The 19459-nt window shown below is 60.6% G+C and carries 21 protein-coding genes; 19 read left to right on the forward strand and 2 right to left on the reverse strand.

Translation table 11 applies throughout. The annotated features are described in order from the left end of the window. The first annotated feature begins 34 nt into the window (after positions 1-34). The 13 genes from flaF to folD all read left to right on the forward strand — a co-directional run bounded on the left by flaF (position 35) and on the right by folD (position 10872). Positions 35-382 carry a flagellar biosynthesis regulator FlaF gene (gene flaF / locus HX899_RS32720; RefSeq protein ID WP_027666404.1) on the forward strand — a complete coding sequence of 116 codons (348 nt, stop codon included), beginning with the start codon at positions 35-37 and terminating at the stop codon, positions 380-382. Then, on the forward strand, positions 379-828 hold the full coding sequence (gene flbT, locus HX899_RS32725; protein WP_003556571.1) for a flagellar biosynthesis repressor FlbT: 450 nt from the start codon (positions 379-381) through the stop codon (positions 826-828). Before flaF ends, flbT begins: the two co-directional genes overlap by 4 nt. Continuing rightward, on the forward strand, positions 819-1247 hold the full coding sequence (gene flgD / locus HX899_RS32730) for a flagellar hook assembly protein FlgD (protein WP_171599666.1): 429 nt from the start codon (positions 819-821) through the stop codon (positions 1245-1247). The genes flbT and flgD overlap by 10 nt, the downstream gene beginning before the upstream one ends. A 99-nt stretch (positions 1248-1346) precedes the next feature. Next, entirely contained in the window at positions 1347-1613 is a 267-nt protein-coding gene (gene fliQ / locus HX899_RS32735; RefSeq protein WP_003556576.1) for a flagellar biosynthesis protein FliQ, read from the forward strand. Between the two features lie 193 nt (positions 1614-1806). Beyond that, positions 1807-3894: a flagellar biosynthesis protein FlhA gene (gene flhA, locus HX899_RS32740; protein ID WP_064652575.1), complete on the forward strand. Its 2088-nt coding sequence runs from the start codon at positions 1807-1809 to the stop codon at positions 3892-3894. Further along, positions 3891-4643 (forward strand): flagellar biosynthetic protein FliR, encoded by a 753-nt coding sequence (locus HX899_RS32745; protein WP_181294422.1) that lies wholly within the window; start codon positions 3891-3893, stop codon positions 4641-4643. The genes flhA and HX899_RS32745 overlap by 4 nt, the downstream gene beginning before the upstream one ends. 7 nt (positions 4644-4650) lie before the next feature. Then, positions 4651-5064 carry a hypothetical protein gene (locus HX899_RS32750; protein ID WP_003545570.1) on the forward strand — a complete coding sequence of 138 codons (414 nt, stop codon included), beginning with the start codon at positions 4651-4653 and terminating at the stop codon, positions 5062-5064. 32 nt (positions 5065-5096) lie between these two features. Continuing rightward, positions 5097-5660 carry a rod-binding protein gene (locus HX899_RS32755; protein ID WP_138334357.1) on the forward strand — a complete coding sequence of 188 codons (564 nt, stop codon included), beginning with the start codon at positions 5097-5099 and terminating at the stop codon, positions 5658-5660. Positions 5661-5784: 124 nt separating this feature from the next. Next, positions 5785-6150, forward strand: coding sequence for a hypothetical protein (locus HX899_RS32760; protein ID WP_003545575.1), 366 nt, complete (start codon positions 5785-5787; stop codon positions 6148-6150). After that, positions 6150-6689, forward strand: coding sequence for a hypothetical protein (locus HX899_RS32765; RefSeq protein WP_138334356.1), 540 nt, complete (start codon positions 6150-6152; stop codon positions 6687-6689). The genes HX899_RS32760 and HX899_RS32765 overlap by 1 nt, the downstream gene beginning before the upstream one ends. A gap of 394 nt (positions 6690-7083) precedes the next feature. Further along, positions 7084-7923 carry a WecB/TagA/CpsF family glycosyltransferase gene (locus tag HX899_RS32770; protein WP_181294423.1) on the forward strand — a complete coding sequence of 280 codons (840 nt, stop codon included), beginning with the start codon at positions 7084-7086 and terminating at the stop codon, positions 7921-7923. 156 nt (positions 7924-8079) lie between these two features. Then, the gene (locus HX899_RS32775) at positions 8080-9852 is read left to right on the forward strand and encodes a succinoglycan biosynthesis protein exop (RefSeq protein WP_181294424.1); all 1773 of its coding nucleotides are present in this window, start codon (positions 8080-8082) and stop codon (positions 9850-9852) included. A gap of 120 nt (positions 9853-9972) precedes the next feature. Continuing rightward, on the forward strand, positions 9973-10872 hold the full coding sequence (folD, locus tag HX899_RS32780) for a bifunctional methylenetetrahydrofolate dehydrogenase/methenyltetrahydrofolate cyclohydrolase FolD (protein ID WP_020048498.1): 900 nt from the start codon (positions 9973-9975) through the stop codon (positions 10870-10872). Positions 10873-10985: 113 nt separating this feature from the next. On the opposite strand, the gene HX899_RS32785 is transcribed toward folD, so the two are convergent. Continuing rightward, entirely contained in the window at positions 10986-12011 is a 1026-nt protein-coding gene (locus HX899_RS32785; RefSeq protein WP_138388076.1) for a LacI family DNA-binding transcriptional regulator, read from the reverse strand. A gap of 27 nt (positions 12012-12038) precedes the next feature. Beyond that, positions 12039-12332 carry a hypothetical protein gene (locus HX899_RS32790; protein ID WP_181294425.1) on the reverse strand — a complete coding sequence of 98 codons (294 nt, stop codon included), beginning with the start codon at positions 12330-12332 and terminating at the stop codon, positions 12039-12041. Here HX899_RS32790 and HX899_RS32795 point away from each other — a divergent pair. The 6 genes from HX899_RS32795 (at position 12320) to HX899_RS32820 (ending at position 19403) form a co-directional block, all read left to right on the forward strand. Further along, positions 12320-13681, forward strand: a complete 1362-nt coding sequence (locus HX899_RS32795) for an ABC transporter substrate-binding protein (protein WP_138334352.1) — start codon at positions 12320-12322, stop codon at positions 13679-13681. The two genes, HX899_RS32790 and HX899_RS32795, sit on opposite strands and share 13 nt — an antisense overlap. A gap of 187 nt (positions 13682-13868) precedes the next feature. Beyond that, a complete protein-coding gene (locus HX899_RS32800; protein ID WP_181294426.1) occupies positions 13869-14882 on the forward strand; it encodes a carbohydrate ABC transporter permease in 1014 nt (337 codons plus the stop codon). Between the two features lies 1 nt (position 14883). Continuing rightward, positions 14884-16047 (forward strand): carbohydrate ABC transporter permease, encoded by a 1164-nt coding sequence (locus HX899_RS32805; RefSeq protein ID WP_138334350.1) that lies wholly within the window; start codon positions 14884-14886, stop codon positions 16045-16047. A 34-nt stretch (positions 16048-16081) separates the two neighbouring features. Continuing rightward, complete coding sequence (locus tag HX899_RS32810; RefSeq protein WP_130700987.1) at positions 16082-17734, forward strand: alpha-glucosidase; 1653 nt, start codon at positions 16082-16084, stop codon at positions 17732-17734. 50 nt (positions 17735-17784) lie between these two features. Further along, positions 17785-18873 carry an ABC transporter ATP-binding protein gene (locus HX899_RS32815; protein ID WP_017992956.1) on the forward strand — a complete coding sequence of 363 codons (1089 nt, stop codon included), beginning with the start codon at positions 17785-17787 and terminating at the stop codon, positions 18871-18873. A gap of 176 nt (positions 18874-19049) precedes the next feature. After that, the gene (locus HX899_RS32820) at positions 19050-19403 is read left to right on the forward strand and encodes a hypothetical protein (RefSeq protein WP_003545591.1); all 354 of its coding nucleotides are present in this window, start codon (positions 19050-19052) and stop codon (positions 19401-19403) included. Positions 19404-19459: the final 56 nt, after the last annotated feature.

The following is a 19459-nucleotide window of genomic DNA, read 5'->3' on the forward strand; positions in this document are numbered from 1 at the left end:
TGAGCAAAGGCGCGCAATAAAGAAGGATGCATGAATGTATCAGTTCTCATATGCCGAAGTCATGCAGGACTCGGTGGCCGACGCGAAAGAGCGGGAATGGCAGGTTCTTGACCGGTCCATAGACCTGCTGTCGTTGGCGCGCGAAAAGGAAAAATACGGCCGGGAAGCCATTGAAGCCCTGTTTTATACACGCCGGGTCTGGATCAGCTTCATCGAGGATCTCAAACATCCCGACAACCAGCTGGAGATCGGGCTCAGGGCCAACCTCATCTCGATCGCGATCTGGATATTGAAGGAATGCGACAGGATCAGAAAACGTCAGTCTAATAACTACCAGGGCATCATCGACGTTACCACCATCATCAGGGATGGACTTAAATGAAAAGTACACTTCGCATTTCTCTGAAAGCCGGAGAAAGAATCTTCATCAACGGCGCCGTCCTGCGCGTCGACCGCAAGGTCGCGCTGGAATTCCTGAATGATGTGACGTTCCTTCTCGAAAACCACGTCCTCCAGCCGGAGGGAGCCACGACGCCGCTGCGTCAGCTCTATTTCATCGCGCAGATGATCCTCATCAACCCTGAGGGCAAGGACCACTCGACGGCGTTGTTCCGCAAGTCGATCACCATGCTGCTCTCCTGCTTCAAGAACGAGGAGATCCTTGCCGAACTGAAGCGCATCGATGCGCTCGTCTCGACCGGCCGCGCCTTCGATGCGTTGAAGGCGATCCGTGGCCTCTACGCGATCGAAGACAATATCCTCAACAACCACGAAATGCCGCCGACGATGGTCGAGCAGATTCGCAGGGAGATTGCACCATGGCGGTAGATGCCACATCAAGCGTTGGCACGACGAGCACTTCGAGCACGACGAGCACGGCCCAGCAGAAGGCGACGCTGAACTACGACAATTTCCTTCAACTGCTCATCGCGCAGATGAAGAACCAGGATCCGACCGATCCGGTCGACGCCAGCGAACAGATGTCGCAGCTGGCGAGCTTCTCGCAGGTCGAGCAGACGATCCAGACCAACACCAAGCTGGACACGCTGCTCGCAAGCTCGAGCCTCACCCAGGCCAGCAGCTACGTCGGCAAATACATGGAAAGTGCCGACGGCACCGTCAAAGGCACCATCGAATCCGTCAAGGTTTATTCGGACGGAATCATTGCGACGACCACGGATGGCGGTAATATACTCGTGCAGGCGGGAATCACTATTGCCGACAAGGCGCCGACCAGCGATACCTGATATCCACGGCGCCGGTGCGCCGCATAGCTCGGGTGATACCAATCAATGGTGGTCCGGCCACGGCGGGGCCACTTCAAGGCGATATGAGGTTGCCTTCGGATGAATGAAGCTGATGCATTGGATCTGTTCCAGGCGGCGATCTGGACCGTCCTGATTGCCGCCGGTCCCGCCGTCATCGTCGCGATGGTGGTGGGTCTCGTCATTGCCTTGATCCAGGCGCTGACCCAGGTGCAGGAAGCGACACTGACCTTCGTGCCGAAGATCGTCGCGGTGCTGATCACGGTCGGCGTCACCGCGCCTTTCGTCGGCTCGCAGGTCTCGATTTTCACCAATCTGGTCTTCTCGCGCATCCAGTCCGGCTTCTAGAGCAATTCCAGCAAAAGTGCGCAGCGGTTTTGCGTCCGGGATTGCGTAGAAACAAAAGGTTAGAGCGGTTCTACGCTTCCATTGAAAAGCTGAACCGCTCTGAGCCACCTTCGCGCAAGCTTCGCCATTTAATTCTCGATCCGAATTGGGCGGGCTGCATGTCCGCCTCCTCTCATGAAGAGACGGAATCGTCATGGCGCAACCACCTGCACTCCCCCTTCCAAAAGTCGCCCCGAGCCTGCGCGATGTCGGTTTTGCCCTCGGCATCATCGGCATCATCTGCATTCTCTTTCTGCCGATCCCGCCATTCCTGATCGATATGGGACTGGCCTTCTCGATCGCTTTCTCGGTGCTGATCCTGATGGTCGCGCTGTGGATCCAGAAACCGCTCGATTTCTCGTCTTTCCCGACCATTCTGCTGATCGCAACGATGACCCGGCTGGCGCTGAACATCGCGACGACACGCGTGATCCTTTCGCATGGCCATGAGGGCCACGATGCGGCAGGCGGTGTCATCGCCGGTTTTGCAAGCCTGGTGATGTCCGGCGACTTCGTCATCGGTCTGATCGTCTTCCTGATTCTCATCACCATCAACTTTATCGTCATCACCAAGGGCGCCACGCGTATCGCCGAAGTCGGCGCACGTTTCACCCTGGATGCCATCCCCGGCAAGCAGATGTCGATCGACGCCGATCTCTCGGCCGGCATTATCGACGAGAGGGAAGCTCAGCGCCGGCGCAGGGAACTCGAGGAGGAAAGCTCCTTTTTCGGTGCGATGGACGGTGCGTCGAAGTTCGTGCGCGGCGATGCGGTCGCCGGCCTGATCATCACCTGCATCAACATTTTCGGCGGCATCATCATCGGCTATTTCCGCCACGGCATGCCGATCGGCGAAGCAGCTGACGTCTTCGTCAAGCTCTCGGTCGGCGACGGCCTCGTCGCACAGATGCCGGCTCTCATCGTCTCGCTCGCCGCCGGCCTTCTCGTCTCCCGCGGCGGCACCACCGGCTCCACCGACCAGGCGGTCGTCAACCAGTTGAGCGGTTATCCCCGTGCGCTTTCCGTCTCAGCGGTGCTGATGTTCATCCTGGCCTTGATGCCGGGTCTGCCGTTTGTACCCTTCGTGGTCCTCGGCGGTCTTCTCGCCTTCGGCGCCTGGTTCATCCCGCGTCAAGTCGAGGCAGAGAACATGCTTCGCCGCGAGCAGGAAGAAAAGAAGGTCGTCCAGAACAAGGAACTGGAAAAGGATTCGGTCAAAGCAGTGCTGCGCACCTCCGAAATCGAGCTCGCACTCGGCAAGATGGTCTCGACGCGCCTGCTCGGCGCCCACCAGGAGCTCGCCTTCCGCGTCGGCAAGATGCGCAAGAAGTTCGCCACGCAATACGGCTTCGTCGTGCCCGAGATCAAGGTGACCGACGATATCGCCATCGCCGAGAAGTCATATCAGATCCGTATCCACGGCACGACGGTCGCTTCCAACCTGCTGCGCGTCGGCGAAGTGCTCGTCGTTACCGGCGCAGGCCGTCGGCCGAGCATTCCCGGCGACGAAATCCGCGAACCCGCTTTCGGCATGCCTGCCGTCTCCATCCTCGAAAATTTCGCCGACGATCTGAAACGCGAGGGCTTCCAGCCGATCGACAATGTCTCCGTCGTGCTGACCCATATGAGCGAGGTCATCCGCAACAACCTGCCGCAGCTGCTGTCCTACAAGGACGTCAAGGTGCTGATCGATCGGCTCGATCCCGAATACAAGAAGCTTGCCGACGAGATCTGCTCGTCGCACATGTCCTATTCGGGCCTGCAGGCAGTGCTCAAGCTGCTGCTTGCCGAACGTGTCTCGATCCGCAACCTGCACCTCATTCTCGAAGCGGTGGCCGAGCTCGCCCCGCATGTCAGGAAGACCGAGCAGATCGTCGAGCATGTCCGCATCCGCATGGCCCAGCAGCTTTGCGGCGATCTCGCCGACAACGGCGTGCTGCGCGTGCTGCGGCTGGGCAGCAAGTGGGATCTCGCCTTTCATCAGGCGCTGAAACGCGACGCCAAGGGCGAGGTGATCGAATTCGACATCGATCCGCGCAGCCTGGAGGAGTTCAGCGAACAGGCCACCAAAGTTATCCGTGAGTTCATGGATCGCGGCCTGCCATTCGCACTTGTCACGTCGCCGGAAACACGCTCCTATGTGCGCATGATCATCGAGAGGCTGTTCGCCACGCTCCCGGTCCTGTCGCATGTCGAACTGGCCAAGGGCATCGAGATAAAGATTTTGGGCTCTATTTCATGATAACAGACCCGCAAGGGACCGTTCTCGCGCTGTTTCTGGTTTTCTGCCGGATCGGTGGCTGTGTGCTGGCTCTTCCGGGTTTTTCCTCGGCGCGCGTGCCCGCACAGATGCGCGTCTTCATCGCCGGCGCGCTCTCGATCGCCGTCATGCCGTTGCTCTGGGATACCGTCTATCCGGCCGTTCACACCGGTGCCGGAACCTATATCGGCCTGATCTTCAGCGAATCGCTGATCGGTGTGATGTATGGCATGCTGGCGAGGATCTACACGCTCGGCATGCAGTTCGCCGCCTCGATCACCGCCATGATGGTCGGCTACACCCAGCCGGGCTCCGCCGACGTCATCGAAGATACGCCGGAGACCAGCCTGTCTGCCTTTATCACCTTTGCCGGCATGATGATTCTCTTCATCATGGATTTCCATCACATCGTCTTCCGCGCGCTGATCGATTCCTACACGACCATGCCATTCGGTGGCATGATGCAGATGCGCGCGACACTGATCTCCTTTACCGACACGCTGGAGCAGACCACCTACATCATGCTGCGGCTGTCGAGCCCGTTTTTGATCTACGGCCTGATCTTCAACGTCTCGATCGGTTTCATCAACAAGCTGGCGCCGCAGATCCCGGTCTACTTCATCTCCACGCCCTATCTGCTGATGGGCGGGCTCTTCCTGATCTATTTCTCGATTGCGGCGATGGTCAGCCAGTTCGGCCAGTCCTTCGGCTCGATCTATATCGGGCGATGAGGCTGATATGATCGAAAAGAAGCGCTCCCAGAAGCTCAAGCGGCTGCTCTCGGTGCAGCGGCATATCGAAAGAATGGCCGAGAACGACCTGGCCGAAACCAGCCGCCAGCGTGTCGAGGTCAATGTGGCGATGGACGACGTCATCCTCGCGCTCGGCTCAATGGACCCCGTCCACCACGCCTTCTCGCAGAATTACGCCGACCGATTCGGCAGGCTCACCATCAAGGACCAGCAACTGACCGGCATGCAGCAGATCCACGAGATGCGGCTGACGCGCGAGCGCGCCAAGGGCGACCGCCTCGAAGACGGCATGAAGGAAGCCCTTGAGGTCGAGCGCCGCGAGGCCGATGACAATGCCGTCTACGATGTCATCGATCAGCAATTCGCAACGCCAGCCTCCAGCAAGCTTCAAAAACCATAGTCGTTACGATCTTAAATTCAGAGGATTGTAACGTGGCTATTTCGCCCCCCAGTGATCTGGTCCTGGACGTTGTCAAAGCTGCCGACCCTATGGAGGTTCAGGCGGCCCAGGAAAAGTTGAAGGCAAATCGTGCGGCCTTTGCCGCAACGAGCCTCGCCGAGAATGGCAAGGGCTTCTCCAATACGGTCGACGTTCTCGATCATGTCGGCCAGAAGAGCGGCCTTGCCAACATCCAGAACCGCACCAAGACCGAGGAAGTTCCGGAAAGCTACCGGAAGTTCGAGGCCATGGTCCTGCAGAATTTCGTCAAGTCCATGCTGCCGAACGAAAGCGAAGACGTCTACGGCAAGGGCGCGACCGGCGATATCTGGAAAGGCATGATGGCCGAACAGCTCGGCAACACCATGGCCAAGGGAGACGGCATCGGCATCGCCAAGCAGATGTACAGCGAGCAACTGCGCCGCCAGGAAGGCAAGATCGTCAATGCCTCCACCGACGACGATGACCGCAACACCGCGCTCAGCATGATCGACGACTTCCAGCGCAAGACCTTTGGCACGCCGACGGCGGACGCCAAGGCCGATAGAACAGGATGATTTTAGGCCCGTTGGCCTAAAATCTGAATCCTCTTCTAAATTAAATAGTTAGAGCATGATGTCGTCCGAAAACCGCGCACACTTTTCGGCATCATGCTCTAAGCGACGCATAATCGAGGGTACAATGGAAATAATTTCGAACGAATACAGGATCAAATCCGTTCTCGGACGCCTCGAAATGATCATCGACAATGAGAACACCCGGATCGGCAACGATCCGCAGTTCGATCTCAAGGTCTCCAATGCGCATAAGAGCCGCTGCCTCTACGAGCTGTCGATGCTTTTCCGCGATACCGATCCGGCCGAGCTTGCCGCTGCCCATCTCGATCAGCTGCACGGCCTGAAGAAGAAGCTGGTCCTCAATGCCCGTCGCGTCGAGGCGCATCTCGAAGCGGTTCGCGCTGTCGCCGACCTGCTGAAGAACGCAGTTCAGGACGCCGACGCCGACGGCACCTATTCCCAGGAACAATTCGCCGCGCGTGGAAACTGATGATCAAGCTCGTCCTTACCGGTGTCTGGGTTTGCGCCATCACCTTGGCATCGGTCTATTTCTCGGTGTACCTGGCGACCGCGCCGGCGCCCGCAGCAACGGATTCCAAGCAGAGCGCGCTTGAACTGGTGAAGGGCGAAACGATCACGGTGCCGATTATCGGCAACGGTGCGATCACCGGCTATTTCCTCGGCCGCGTTTCGTTCATGATGAACAAGGACATGCTGAAAGGCGTGACGCTGCCGCTGAGCGAGATGACGACGGACGAGCTTTTCAGCCTGCTGGTCGGCAACAAGATGGTCGATATCGCCCACATCAAATCCTTCGATCCGAAGGCTTTCCGCGAGGAGATCAAGAAGGGCATGAACGAGCGCCTCGGCGGCGAATACGTCGCCGACGTGATGCTGGAGCAGCTCGACTATCTCTCCAAGGAAGAGGTCAAGGAAAGCTCCGCCGGTCAGCCGAAGAAGGTGGGCACACCCGTCAAGATCGTCGAGACCGCACCGGCCGCCGAAGCACCGGCGCCAGCAGCCCACTAAAGCGCGTCGCGATCTTTCAGATTCGCTCCTCGCGCTTTAAGTCTTTGTTTTTACGCATGTCGTTGTCGCAGAACCGCTGCACACTTTTGCGCGACATGCTTTAGACATCATTCGATCATCCACGACAAACGGCGCCCGAGGGCGCCGTTTGTCGTTGGTGCGCGTGGTTAATAAACGACTTATACGAGCATGGAAATTCAAGGAATTTTCCTAAGGGTTGTTTGAAACCGTCCTGTTATATCAGGTGTCACAGCTTGGCATGCGCCGCTTATCCGGGATCGGAGCGACGCGCGCCGGCGGGACGCGACCGGTCCTTTCGAGACCTCCGGTGCGGAAATATGGGCTTGTTTTCCGGGATGTCGGGCGCATGCAGCACCCTCGGCAGGAGGTAGGAATGAATCTGATTGCAAACTTCGCGGTGCTCGCATCGCGGCGGACGATCTTCGATCTGCCGGTCTGCGATCTCGGCTGGGACGACGCCCTCGTTTTCATCAACGAGCTGGCCTCCATCCCCGTCGGCCAGACCGTGGTTTGCTTCGTCAACGCCCACAACATGCTGACGACGCTACGCGACGACGAATATTACCGGATCATGTCGCACAATCTGGTGCTGCCTGACGGTATCGGCCTGAACATCGCATCGCAGATCGCCCATGGCTCGCCGTTTCCCGCCAATCTGAACGGCACCGATTTCGTGCCGGCCTTCCTGACCTTCATGGAGGCTCCGCGCCGCATCGGCCTCATCGGCGGCAAGCGCACGGTCGTCGAGGCGGCGGCGGAAAATTTCCGCAAGCACGCGCCCTGGCACGAATTCGTCGTCGTTTCCGACGGTTACTTCGACAAGGTCGATTCCACTGAGGTCATCGAGGAGCTCGAGCACCAGAAGCTCGATATCCTGATCGTCGGCATGGGAACGCCGCTGCAGGAGAAATGGGTTCACAACAATATCCGCGCCGATCATGCGCGCCTGGTGCTGACCGTGGGCGCTCTCTTCGACTTCGTCTCCGGCGCCGTCCCGCGTGCGCCGAAGACCGTGCGGATGATGCGCCTGGAATGGGCCTATCGCCTGCTGCAGGAGCCGGCGCGCCTCTGGCGCCGTTACGTCATCGGCATCCCGGTGTTTCTCTTCCATGTCCTGCGCTACCGCTTCCGCCGGCGCGAAAGGATCCTCAGCCATCCGGAAGAGCACGGCACCACGCTGCAGCCGCGGTCGGACCATAAGAAGGCGAGCTGACCTTATAGCACCGCGCGTCTAACAAGATGCGCGGCTTAGCAATTCTTGCCCGCTGCGGTTAACCATTTCTTTGCTATGAATATTTAGAGTCACTTAATCATCTGCATTCGTGCGGATGAGCGAACTCGGCCATCATGTGCATGAGATGTGGCGCAAATGTACGATATCAGGGCCAGAAACAGCTTCCAGGATCGCGCAGCCGCAGGGCCGCGCGCCCATGACGATTCCTATGGGGCGCCCCGGTCGAGCCGGCCTGATATCGCGCCGCCCGAGGCCGAATTGCTGCGCGCCATCGGCCGCGCGCTTGAAGAACAGCGCACAAGAGCGGCGCGCACCGCACCGTTGGTCGACCGCATCGAAACCATCCTCGGCAACCGCCTCCGGGCCGCCAACGACGTCGGCCGTCCGCTTCCTCAGGAGCCGGCGGGCGATGAAGAGCTGAGCGTTCCGGCCGACGAGCCGATGATCTCACCCGAACCGCTGGCCGCGGTCCGTGAAGGACCCGCCGAGCCCCGGCCGGTAGCGCCGCGGCGTCGGGCGAGCGGGATCGGCCTTGCGATGATGGTTGCCATCACGACGATCATTGGCGCGGGCTTGCCGGCGCTGATGCCAGCTTCGCCGACCCTCTACCGTGCCGAGGCGACCTTTGCGGTGAAGAGCGATGCCGCAAGCCGCGCTGCCTTCACCCAAGCCGCGGCAAAAGGGCTGCTGTCGGCGCGGGTGGTTGCTTCGACGGTCGCAGCCCTGAAACTCGATCATGATCCCGAATTTGCCGGCGCCAGTGCCAATGCGCTCGGCATCGCGCTCGATCTCCTTTCGGCGACCGGTGCTGCTGCCGATCCGGCCTCGCGCGCCGAAGCGACGCTGAAACATGCGGTCGAGGTACTGCCCGATACCGCTGCCGGCACCGTCCTCGTCAGGGTAACGACCGGCGACAGCGGCAAATCCATGCGCGTCGCCGCAAGGCTTGCCGAAGCGGTGTCCGCAGCAGACGGACCCGGCGGCAACGTCGAGACCGATACCGCCTTGCGCAAAACCTATGACGAGGTCAAGGCGGAGCTTGCCGCCTTCACGGCGAAGAGCGGCGAGGGCAACGTCAAGGTGGCGATCGATCTTCGCCGCCAGATCGACCGGCTCGATGCCGATCTGAAAGCGGCCGACCAGAACATCCTTGCCGCCAAGGCGCAGACCGACCGGCTCAAGGCCGCAAAACTTGCCGAGGTGCTCGACGGTTCGCTCCCCTCCGATATGCTTTCGCCGGCGCTGCAGGACTGGCGTGACAAATATGCCGTCGCCAAAACGACGCTTGCGCAGCTTTCGGCCGAGCTCGGCCCGCGCCATCCGCGCCTCTTGCAGCAGCAGGCCGAAACCGACGGCCTGAAGGAGAATATGGGCAAGGAGCTGACCCGTCTTGCCCAGAGTGCCAACCTCGCCGCCAAAGCCGCCGTCGAGGCACGCAAGGGACTGAACGATCGCCGCAACACGCTGATCGCCCAGAGCCGGGACACCGGCGTCGATTTGTCACGCCTGACCGAACTCAGCGAAAAGGCGAATGCCGCGCGCTCGCGCCTCGAAGAGGCGGCGTCCGCAGCGGTGGAAACGGCCGCCGACGGTCGTATCGTTCTCCTGAAGCCGGCGTTGGCAACCGCAGTATCAGGAAGCGATGGTCTGACCGGCCGCGCGCTGACCGGTGCCGCGGCGGGCCTTGCGATAGGCCTTGCTGCGACTTTCCTGCTCCGGCTGCGTAGGCCCGTCGCCGATTCCGCAAGCGAGAAAATGCCCGTATCCCGGCCGCAGGCCCCGCCGCCCTCCATGCCTGCGCAGGCCCCCGCGCCGGTCGACGAAATGGAGCTGCTGCGCTCCGAAATCTCCGGTCTGCGCGACCGGCTTCGTGTTCATTCGCTTGAAGCGCGGCAGCCGCTGCGCTGAACGAACATTTCCTTGCAAGCTTGCTATTGCATTGCCGCTTTCCGACAGGATAGGGCGTTAGCGGGCAATTGACGCTCGCCGAGTATCCATAGATTGACGCGAAACAGGGCGGAGAGACGCGTGACGACAGTAATCGACGGCAAGAACGTAGCTGCATCGGTCATTCAGACGGTCAAGAGTGCGACGGCGGCGCTGGAAAAGAGCAGCGGCGTCACCACCGGCCTTGCGGTCGTCATCGTCGGCGACGACCCGGCAAGCCACGCCTATGTCGGCTCCAAGGGCCGCATGGCCAAGGAGTGCGGCTTCAAGTCCGTTCAGCACACGCTGCCGGCCGAAACGAAGCAGGAGGATCTGGCAGCTCTCGTCGCCACCCTCAACGCCGATCCGTCGATCCACGGCATTCTGGTGCAGCTGCCCTTGCCGAAGCCGCTCGACAGCGAGGCGATCATCCAGTCGATCCTGCCGGAAAAGGATGTCGACGGCCTGAGCGTCGTCAACGCCGGCAAGCTCGCCACCGGCGACCTGAAGACCGGACTGGTCTCCTGCACCCCGGCCGGCGCCATGGTCTTCGTCCGCCGCACCCATGGCGAGGATCTCTCAGGCCTCAACGCCGTCGTCATCGGCCGCTCCAACCTGTTCGGCAAGCCGATGGCGCAGTTGCTGCTCAACGCCAATGCGACGGTGACGATTGCCCATTCCAGGACCAAGAATCTCGCCGAGGTCTGCCGCAACGCCGATATTCTGGTGGCCGCCGTCGGCCGGCCGGAGATGGTCAGGGCCGATTGGGTCAAGCCCGGTGCGACGGTCATCGACGTCGGCATCAATCGGGTGGCAGCCCCCGAAAGAGGCGAGGGCAAGACCCGGCTCGTCGGCGACGTCGCCTTCGAGGAGGTCTCGGCGGTCGCCAGCACCATCACTCCGGTTCCCGGTGGCGTCGGGCCGATGACCATCGCCATGCTGATGGCCAACACGGTCATCGCCGCCCATCGCACGGCAGGGCAGACACCGCCGCAGTTTTGATTGGAGCATGATGCCGAAAAGTGTCAGCGGTTTTCGGACGACATCATGCTTTAACTATATGATGCAGAACAGGATTCAGATTTTACGCCGACCCGGCCTAAAATCATCCGGTTCTAGGCCTGGGGAACGGGACCGGTCGAGGCTCTGACGATCAGCTCTGTCTTCCAGAGTTCCTGGTCGGGGAAGGGGCCGGCCTGCTTTACCGTGCCGATCAGCCGCTGCGCGATGCGAACGCCCGCCGCCCGCAGTGAAGAGCGTGTCGTCGTCAGCGGCACGGAAAAGCTTTCCGGCTTCAGCAGCGGCAGCACGTCGTCATGGGCGATCAGCGAGATATCCTCACCGAGCCGCAATCCGGCCTGGTTGACCGCGCGGATCGCGCCGAGCGCCAGCACCGTGCTGGAGCAGAGGATCGCCGTCGGCCGCTCCGGCAATTGCAGGAAGCGTTCCATCGCCAGCAGGCCTTGTTCGTCTGTCATCAGCGCGTGGCTCATGCAACCCTCCTCGAGCGTGAGCCCGCGCTCGGCAAGGGCCGATACGACGCCGTTCTTCCTGCGGATGGCGAAATCGAGATGCATCGGTCCATTCATCAGCGCAAAGCGCGTATGGCCGAGCTGCAGCAAGAGCCGCGTCGCATCGTAGAAGGCGCCTTCATTGTCGATGTCGAGATAGGGATAGTCCGGCTCCGAACCGAAGGACCGGCCGTGCACGACATAGGGCATGGAGAGCGATTTCAGCATGGCGAGCCGCGGGTCGTGGCCGCGCATATAGGCAACGAACAGGGCATCGACATTGCCGCTGATCGCAAGGCGGCGCAGCGCCGCCACCTCGTCATCCGGGTCGGCAGGCATGATCACGAAGTGGAAATCGTGGCGCACGGCCTCTTCGCCGAGCCCGGCCAGGAATTCACCGAAATGCACGTCGGACTGGTGGCCGGGCGCCGTCGGCATGACGAGGCCGATCGAGCCTGCCTTGCCGGTCGCAAGCCGCTGCGCCGCCTTGTTCGGCCTGTATCCGGTTTCCTTGACAGCCTGAAGCACGCGCTCCCGGGTTGCCTCGTTGACCTCGGGATAGCCGTTGAGCGCCCGGCTCACCGTCGTCTGAGACAGCCCCAGCAATTGCGATAGCTGTTTGAGATTCACCTGCTATGCTTCCTCCCAGCCCGCCCGTCAGCCGTTTTGAAAAGGCTTGCCGCCTCCCAGCGGCATCCAAAGCGCTTTCAAGTATGTATCATCTGGCGCGCTTGACTCAAGAAAAATCGCTCCATATTTCCCGATAGGCGCTGTTGCGCCGCGATATGCCGCGATATTTGGCGTGTTCACATCGGGTTTTCGCGAATTGACTTGACTCCATTCCACCGAAAGTGGAATGAGTTGGGTGTCAAAGCGCTTTGAAATTTCTTTATTGAGGGAATTCAGCGCGGTTGGGATTGTGATGGGAGGATGATCACATGAAAAAGTCATTTTTGATGGGCGTTGCCGTGGCAGCGCTTTTTGCCGGTGCTGCGTCTGCGGCCGAACTGAAATTTGCGCCGGGGCAGGATGCCAAGTTCAACTGGAAGAGCTATGACGAATTCAAGGCTGCGCATGCCGATCTGAAGGGCCAGCCGCTGACGATCTTCGGGCCGTGGCGCGGCGAGGACGAGGCGTTCTTCATGAGCGTGCTTGCCTACTTCACCGAAGCCACCGGCATCGATGCCAAATACTCTTCTTCCGAAAACTACGAACAGCAGATCGTCATCGACACGCAGGCGGGCTCGCCGCCGAACATTGCCGTTCTGCCGCAGCCGGGCCTCCTGGCCGATCTCGCCAGCAAGGGCTTCCTGACGCCGCTCGGCGACGACAACTCGAAGTGGATCAAGGACAATTACGGCGCCGGCGACAGCTGGGTCGGTTACGGCACCTACAAGGGCAAGGATGGCAAGGAAGCCTTCTACGCCTTCCCGTATAAGGCCGACGTAAAGTCGCTCGTCTGGTACGTGCCGGAGAATTTCGAGGAAGCCGGTTACAAGATCCCGACGACCATGGAAGAGCTGCATGCCCTGACCGACCAGATCGTCAAGGACGGCGGCGTTCCCTGGTGCATCGGTCTCGGTTCCGGCGGCGCCACCGGCTGGCCGGCGACCGACTGGGTCGAGGACATCATGCTGCGCATGCAGCCGCCGGAAGCCTACGACAAGTGGACGACCAACGAGCTGAAGTTCACCGATCCGGCCGTCGTTGCCGCGATCGACGAGTTCGGCAAGTTCGCCAAGAACGCGAAGTACGTCGATGGCGGCGTCGCAGCTGTGGCCTCGACCGATTTCCGCGACAGCCCGAAGGGCCTCTTCGCGGTTCCGCCGAAGTGCTACATGCACCATCAGGCCTCGTTCATCCCGTCCTTCTTCCCTGAAGGCACGAAGCTCGGTCAGGATGCCGACTTCTTCTACATGCCGACCTTTGCTTCGCATCCCGAACTCGGCAAGCCGGTTCTCGGCGCCGGCACGCTCGTCTCGATCGCCAAGGACTCGAAGACGGCCCGCGCCTTCATCGACTTCCTGAAGACCCCGATCGCCCATGAGGTCTGGATGGCGCAGTCGAGCTTCCTGACGCCATATAAGAGCGTCAGCACCGAGGCCTATGCCAACCCACAGATGAAGAAGGAAGGCGATATCCTGACCTCCGCCACCACCTTCCGCTTCGACGGTTCCGACCTGATGCCGGGCAAGATCGGCGCCGGCGCCTTCTGGACGGGCATGGTCGATTTCGTCGGTGGCAAGTCCGCTGAAGAGGCCGCTGGCGAAATCCAGAGCGCCTGGGACGGCATCAAGTAATCCTTCAAGACGATGCTGCCGGCTTGCCGGCGGCATGGCTTGCATGACTGGCCGGGCTCGCAAAGAGCCCGGCCATCGCAGGATATATTGTGATCAGGCAATCAAAGAGATTGACGGTGACTGAGGTCGACCCGTCAGAATTAAAAACCGATCGGAATAAGATCAGGGGAAGCAGGGGAGGGACGAAATGCTGTTGCAGATAGTGTCCGCTTTGGGCGTCGTGTTCGCCGCCGTGATCGCGTGTTCGGCCTATTTCTATTTTTCAAATAAGATTCTGGACATGGCTCTGCCGGTGAAGGATGGCGACATCCGAGCGGCATCGCGCAATCTGAACCGCCGCGCGCTCGTCCGGCCATGGCTGTTCATCGGCCCGGCGCTCTTCCTGCTCGTCGTCTACCTCGTCTATCCCGTGGTTGCGACCTTCATCCTCTCCTTCTACGACCGCGCCGGTCTGCAGTTCGTCGGCCTCGCCAATTACAAATGGGCGCTCGGTGACCGCGAATTCCGCCAGTCGATCTTCAACAACATCCTCTGGCTCGCCGTGGTGCCGGCTGCCTGCACCTTCTTCGGCCTCGTCATCGCCGTGATGACCGATCGCATCTGGTGGGGCAATATCGCCAAGAGCATCGTCTTCATGCCGATGGCGATCTCCTTCGTCGGCGCCTCGGTCATCTGGAAATTCATCTATGAATATCGCGGCGGCAACGACGTCCAGATCGGCCTGCTGAACGCCATCGTCCAGACCTTCGGCGGCACGCCGGAGGTGTGGATCTCCATTCCCTTCTGGAACAACTTCTTCTTGATGATCATTCTGATCTGGATCCAGACCGGTTTCGCCATGGTCATCCTGTCCGCGGCTCTTCGCGGCATTCCGGAAGAGACGATCGAAGCCGCCGTCATCGACGGCGCCAATGGCTGGCAGATCTTCTGGCGCATCATGGTGCCGCAGGTCTGGGGCAGCATCGCCGTCGTCTGGACGACGATCACCATCCTCGTCCTCAAGGTCTTCGACATCGTGCTGACCATGACCAACGGCCAGTGGCAGACGATGGTGCTGGCGAACCTGATGTTCGACTGGATGTTCCGCGGCGGCGGCGATTCCGGCCGAAGTGCGGTCATCGCCATCATCATCATGCTCGCCGTCACGCCGATCATGGTTTGGAACGTGCGCCGCGCCAATCGCGAATTGAAGGGCCACTGAGATGACCGCTATCGGAAGCTACTTCAAGATCGGCCCCGCCCGTCTCTTTGTTCACGCAGCCGTTCTGCTGATCGTCATCATCTGGCTCATCCCGACACTCGGCATCTTCGTCAGCGCGCTGCGCGACAAGGACCAGATCGTCGTCTCCGGCTGGTGGACGGCCTTCGTCGGCTCGACCCAGACCGCCGCGGTCCGCCTCGGTACACCCGACCAGCAAAAGCAAGAGGGCGCCAGCTACGTCATCTCGGGCAATGTGCTGGAGGGTCAGGCCGGCAGGGCGGTGAAGGCCTTCGGCAACCGCATACAGCAGCCGGCCGCCTTTAAGGCCGGGGAGACCGCCGATCTCGGCGACGGTGAAACCCTGCAGATCAACAGCGACGGCAGCTACCGCTATGTGAAGAACACCGCCTTTTCGCCCGACCAACGCCCGAAGCGCATCTATGCATCCGTCTCGGCGCCGCCGGAATTCACGCTGCAGAACTACAATACGGTTCTAAGAGGCGAGGGTATCGGCCAGTCCTTCATCAACTCGCTGACCGTGACGATCCCGGCGACGATCATCCCGATCCTGATTGCCGCTTTCGCCGCCTATGCGCTCAGCTGGATGGAATTTCCCGGCCGCGGGCTGCTGATTGCGCTCGTCGTTGGCCTCATCGTCGTGCCGCTGCAGATGTCGCTGATCCCGCTGCTGCGCCTCTACAACGAGATCGGCAACATGCTCGGCCAGCCGTCGAAGACCTATCCCGGCATCTGGCTTGCCCATACCGCTTTCGGCATGCCGCTCGCCATCTATCTCTTGCGGGCCTATATCGCCGGCCTGCCGAAGGAGATCATCGAATCCGCCCGCGTCGACGGCGCGAGTGATTTCGAGATCTTCGTCCGCATCGTTTTGCCACTGTCCTTCCCGGCACTCGCCTCCTTCGCCATCTTCCAGTTCCTGTGGGTGTGGAACGACTTGCTCGTCGCCATGGTCTTCCTCGGCACCGACAAGGACCACATCGTGCTGACCGGCAGCCTGAACGCGCTGCTCGGCTCGCGCGGTGGCAATTGGGAGATTTTGACGGCGTCAGCCTTCGTCACCATCATCGTGCCGCTGCTCGTCTTCTTCGGGCTTCAGCGTTACCTGGTGCGCGGTCTGCTGGCCGGTTCGGTCAAGGGAGGCTGACCAATCCCGAACGTGACTTCAAACAGGATATTCCATGAACGTGGCTTCCCAATCGATCTCGACCCCTGACAAAGACTGGTGGCGCGGCGCGGTGATCTATCAGATCTATCCGCGCTCCTACCAAGATTCGAACGGTGACGGCATCGGCGACCTCAAGGGCATCACCGCCCGCCTGCCGCATGTGGCAAGCCTTGGCGTCGATGCGATCTGGATCTCGCCTTTCTTCACCTCGCCGATGCGCGATTTCGGTTATGACGTTTCCGACTACGAGAATGTCGATTCGATCTTCGGCACGCTGGTGGATTTCGACACGATGATCGCCGAGGCCCATCGCCTCGGCATCCGCGTGATGATTGACCTCGTCATCTCCCACAGCTCGGATCAGCATCCCTGGTTCGTGCAAAGCCGCTCCAGCAAGACCAACGCCAAGGCCGACTGGTATGTCTGGGCGGACGCCAAACCGGACGGCACGCCGCCGAACAACTGGCTGTCGATCTTCGGCGGCTCGGCATGGGCGTGGGATCCGACGCGCATGCAATATTACATGCACAATTTTCTGACCTCGCAGCCGGACATGAACCTGCATAACCCGGAAGTGCAGGACCGTCTGCTCGATGTCGTGCGCTTCTGGCTCAATCGCGGCGTCGACGGCTTCCGCCTCGACACCATCAATTTTTATTTTCATGACACGCAGCTGCGCGACAATCCGGCGCTTGCGCCCGAACGCCGCAACGCCTCGACGGCGCCGGCGGTCAATCCCTATAATTTCCAGGAGCATCTCTATGATAAGAACCGGCCCGAAAACCTTGCTTTCCTGAAGCGCTTTCGCGCCGTTCTCGAGGAGTTCCCGGCGATCGCCGCCGTCGGCGAAGTCGGCGACAGCCAGCGCGGCCTTGAAATCGTCGGCGAATACACCTCCGGCAACGACAAGATGCACATGTGCTACGCCTTCGAATTCCTGGCACCTGATCCGCTGACGCCGGAGCGTGTCGAGGAGGTGATGCAGGATTTCGAAGCCGCCGCACCCGATGGCTGGGCCTGCTGGGCCTTCTCCAATCACGACGTCATGCGCCATGTCAGCCGCTGGGGCGGGCTGGTCGCCGATCACGACGCCTTTGCCAAGCTTTATGCCTCGTTGTTGATGACCATGCGCGGCTCCGTCTGCCTCTATCAGGGCGAGGAGCTGGCGCTGACCGAGGCCGATCTCGCCTATCAGGATCTGCAGGACCCCTATGGCATCCAGTTCTGGCCGGAATTCAAGGGCCGCGATGGCTGCCGCACGCCGATGGTCTGGGACAGCCAGGTCGCCCAGGGCGGCTTCTCGACGGTCAAGCCCTGGTTGCCGGTGCCGGTCGAGCATATCCTGCGTGCCGTCAGCGTCCAGCTGGGCGACGAAGCTTCCGTGCTGGAGCACTATCGCCGCTTCATCGCCTTCCGCAAGCTGCACCCGGCTTTTGCCAAGGGCGAGATCGAATTCGAGGAACAACAGGGCGATAGCCTGGTCTTCACCCGTGAATACGGCAATGAAAAGCTGCTTTGCATCTTCAACATGAGCCCGGCCGAGGCCGCCGTCATTCTGCCTGCGGGAGAATGGCAGGCATTGACGGGCCACGGCTTTACCAGCAACAACTATGGCGACAAGATCGATATTCCGGCTTGGGGGGCGTATTTCGCCCGTCTTGCCTAAGGAACATAGGCCTAAGGAAACACAGGCCCAGGGAACACAGGGAGAGAGAAATGACTGGACTGACGCTGAAGGATATCCGCAAATCCTACGGTTCCGTGGACGTTCTCCACGGTATCGACCTTGATATCAAGCAGGGCGAATTCATCGTCTTCGTCGGTCCGTCCGGCTGTGGCAAGTCCACGCTTCTGCGCATGATCGCCGGTCTCGAGGCGATCACCGGCGGTGAGATGTATATCGACGGCCATCTCGTCAATGACGTGCCGCCCTCCAAGCGCGGCATCGCCATGGTCTTCCAGTCCTATGCGCTCTACCCGCATATGACCGTGTTCGATAACATGGCGTTCGGCATGAAGATCGCCGGCGAAAGCAAGCAGGAAATCGATCGTCGCGTCAAAGCGGCGGCCGAGAGCCTGCAGCTGACCCAATATCTCGGTCGTCTGCCGAAGGCGCTTTCCGGCGGCCAGCGCCAGCGCGTGGCGATCGGCCGCGCCATCTGCCGCGATCCGAAGGTCTTCCTGTTCGACGAGCCGCTGTCCAACCTCGATGCAGCGCTGCGCGTCGCGACCCGCATCGAGATCGCCCGTCTGAACGAACAGATGGCCGATACGACGATGATCTACGTCACCCATGACCAGGTCGAGGCGATGACGCTCGCCGACCGCATCGTCGTTCTCTCCGCCGGCAATATCGAGCAGGTCGGCGCGCCGCTGGACCTCTACGAGCGCCCGGCAAACCTCTTCGTCGCGAAATTCATCGGCTCGCCGGCAATGAACATCATTCCGGCGACGGTCGCCGGAACCGGAAGCCAGACGACCGTGACGCTGACCGGCGGCATGTCGGTGACGCTGGATGTGGCGACCGATGCGTCCGAAATGGGCAAGCAGGCAAGCTTCGGCGTTCGTCCGGAGGATCTCCGGGTTGCCGATGGCGCCGACTACCTGTTTGAAGGTGAAGTGTCGATCGTCGAAGCGCTCGGTGAAGTGACGCTGCTTTATATCGAGGGCCTGGTTCCGGGCGAGCCGATCGTCGTCAAACTGCCCGGCATCTACGATGTGAAGAAGGGCCAGAGGATGCGGTTTGCCGCCGACAGGCAGAAGTTGCATCTCTTTGACGCAACCGGCCATACCTACCGGAAATGAGGCGGCCATTTTTGGGGTGATAGTCCTAAGAATTGCGCGGGGCGGGCCGAATTCTCACTTTCTGTTAAAGATCGGCTGCTACCTTTTCCCTGTCAATTTATGAGGGGGATAAGCAGGTGGCCGCTTCCAATCCGTCACAGCCAAAATCTCATTTCCTGAGCAAGGAAGAATCCTTCATGTATGACCGCGAGGCGCGGTTCAAAATGGAGGACACTATGAACGCCGCGCGCATCGAATATACGGAAAAGGGCGTCATGCACGCGGCTTCGCGCCGTTGCGATATTGTCCGGATTTCGATGAGCAGCGCGACGCTCGCGATCCTGACCCAGTTCAGCCTGCCGAAGCAGTTCTATCTGGATATTCCGGATGCCCGGATCACCAAGGTCGGCTGCCTGCTGATGAAGGTCAACGCCAACAACACAGTGGAAGTTCGCTTCTTGCGCCTGCTGACGCAGAAGGAGCTGAACAAGATCTTCGTCTACAGCACCCATCCGGCGCACCGCGACTACGTTCTCGATATCCGCGCCTGACGGGTATCATTGCACCGATATCGAAAACCCGCGGGGTGCTGCGCGCCCCCCGCGGG

This window comes from Rhizobium sp. WYCCWR 11146 (assembly GCF_013591995.1).
Taxonomy (GTDB): Bacteria; Pseudomonadota; Alphaproteobacteria; order Rhizobiales; family Rhizobiaceae; genus Rhizobium; species Rhizobium indicum.

Coding starts and splice junctions, on each gene's coding strand:
- HX899_RS32800 (WP_181294426.1), top strand. CDS start 13,869: ATGCTGTTGCAGATAGTGTCCGCTTTGGGCGTCGTGTTCGCCGCCGTG.
- HX899_RS32745 (WP_181294422.1), top strand. CDS start 3,891: ATGATAACAGACCCGCAAGGGACCGTTCTCGCGCTGTTTCTGGTTTTC.
- HX899_RS32765 (WP_138334356.1), top strand. CDS start 6,150: ATGATCAAGCTCGTCCTTACCGGTGTCTGGGTTTGCGCCATCACCTTG.
- flaF (WP_027666404.1), top strand. CDS start 35: ATGTATCAGTTCTCATATGCCGAAGTCATGCAGGACTCGGTGGCCGAC.
- HX899_RS32815 (WP_017992956.1), top strand. CDS start 17,785: ATGACTGGACTGACGCTGAAGGATATCCGCAAATCCTACGGTTCCGTG.
- HX899_RS32805 (WP_138334350.1), top strand. CDS start 14,884: ATGACCGCTATCGGAAGCTACTTCAAGATCGGCCCCGCCCGTCTCTTT.
- fliQ (WP_003556576.1), top strand. CDS start 1,347: ATGAATGAAGCTGATGCATTGGATCTGTTCCAGGCGGCGATCTGGACC.
- HX899_RS32775 (WP_181294424.1), top strand. CDS start 8,080: ATGTACGATATCAGGGCCAGAAACAGCTTCCAGGATCGCGCAGCCGCA.
- flbT (WP_003556571.1), top strand. CDS start 379: ATGAAAAGTACACTTCGCATTTCTCTGAAAGCCGGAGAAAGAATCTTC.
- HX899_RS32760 (WP_003545575.1), top strand. CDS start 5,785: ATGGAAATAATTTCGAACGAATACAGGATCAAATCCGTTCTCGGACGC.
- HX899_RS32750 (WP_003545570.1), top strand. CDS start 4,651: ATGATCGAAAAGAAGCGCTCCCAGAAGCTCAAGCGGCTGCTCTCGGTG.
- HX899_RS32820 (WP_003545591.1), top strand. CDS start 19,050: ATGTATGACCGCGAGGCGCGGTTCAAAATGGAGGACACTATGAACGCC.
- HX899_RS32770 (WP_181294423.1), top strand. CDS start 7,084: ATGAATCTGATTGCAAACTTCGCGGTGCTCGCATCGCGGCGGACGATC.
- HX899_RS32810 (WP_130700987.1), top strand. CDS start 16,082: ATGAACGTGGCTTCCCAATCGATCTCGACCCCTGACAAAGACTGGTGG.
- flgD (WP_171599666.1), top strand. CDS start 819: ATGGCGGTAGATGCCACATCAAGCGTTGGCACGACGAGCACTTCGAGC.
- HX899_RS32790 (WP_181294425.1), bottom strand. CDS start 12,332: ATGACTTTTTCATGTGATCATCCTCCCATCACAATCCCAACCGCGCTG.
- flhA (WP_064652575.1), top strand. CDS start 1,807: ATGGCGCAACCACCTGCACTCCCCCTTCCAAAAGTCGCCCCGAGCCTG.
- HX899_RS32795 (WP_138334352.1), top strand. CDS start 12,320: ATGAAAAAGTCATTTTTGATGGGCGTTGCCGTGGCAGCGCTTTTTGCC.